Raw genomic sequence first — 1,111 nt, forward strand, 5'->3', positions numbered from 1 at the left:
GGCGTTAAGTTGCGTTCAATAAACTCACGAACTTCTCGACCACGCTCACCAATCAAACCCACCACAATGACGTCCGCTTCCGTGTTTTTGGTGATCATCCCCATTAACACACTTTTACCGACACCACTGCCCGCCATGAGACCAATACGCTGACCTTTACCGACCGTCAGCAAACCGTTGATCGCACGAACGCCAACATTAAGCGGTGTATCGACAGGACGACGCTTAAGGGGGTTGATCGGTTTAGGTTCAAGTGAAACACGATCGCCCCCTTTAAGCGGCATGCCGTCATCCAATGGCTCGCCTAAGCCGTTCACCACGCGTCCCATCCACTGAGAGCTGAGTTGCACGGTACTGTCACCGTCTAATGGGATCACCTTCGCACCGGCAAACAAACCGCCTAAACGGCGGATTGGCATTAAGTACGCAACGGTATGATCGAAGCCGACCACTTGTGCTTCGATCATATCGCCTTCGGCGGTTTCCACTAAACAACGTTGCTAAAGCTTAAAACGACATCCAACGGCTTGTAACATCAAGCCGTTCACTTTAATCAAGCGTCCGGTTACTCGCGCAACGGGAATAGAATCAAGCGATGCTAATGCATCGCTCAAACGCTCACTTAATAGTTCGTGGCTTAATGTACTACTCATTTTCAGCCTCAACCTGTGGAATGCTGACTTCGTCTAACAAGTGCTGTTTTACGTTGTCCATGCACGCCTCTAAGCGTGAGTCACAACTGGCGTCTGCTTCCGCATCATCCGTCACTAACTGACAACCACCAATTGGCAGTTCGTTGTTGGCAACCAGCTTCCAAGACTTAGGCAGATCCGCGTTAATGTGCGTAATGCGTTCTAGATCTTGTGGATTGAGATGAACCGTCACGGTTTCCGCTTTGCCCGGCATCGCAGACAGTGTTTCATCCACCAGCGCCAGAATTTGCTGTGGCATCAGAGTAAGCTCGGCACGAATCACCTGCTGAGCCACCTTCTGTACTAACTCACAAATCATGTGGCGTTGCTGCTGCTCTTTTTCACTTTGCCAGCGAGATAAGGCTTGGAACAAATCATTAACTGGCTTCGCCGCTTCTAAAAAGCCTTGCTTACCAGCT

At 50.2% G+C, this 1,111-nt stretch carries 1 protein-coding gene and 1 pseudogene; both read right to left on the minus strand.

Annotated features, from left to right (window positions below; genetic code table 11):
• A pseudogene (fliI, locus tag R7E78_RS24475) lies at window positions 1-653 on the minus strand (flagellum-specific ATP synthase FliI); the annotation flags it as partial.
• Window positions 646-1,111: flagellar assembly protein FliH (gene fliH / locus R7E78_RS24480; RefSeq protein ID WP_318058387.1), on the minus strand; the 466-nt coding region annotated here is incomplete at its 5' end. The gene fliH and the pseudogene fliI, both read right to left, overlap by 8 nt.

The organism is Vibrio sp. YT-19(2023) (assembly GCF_033337395.1).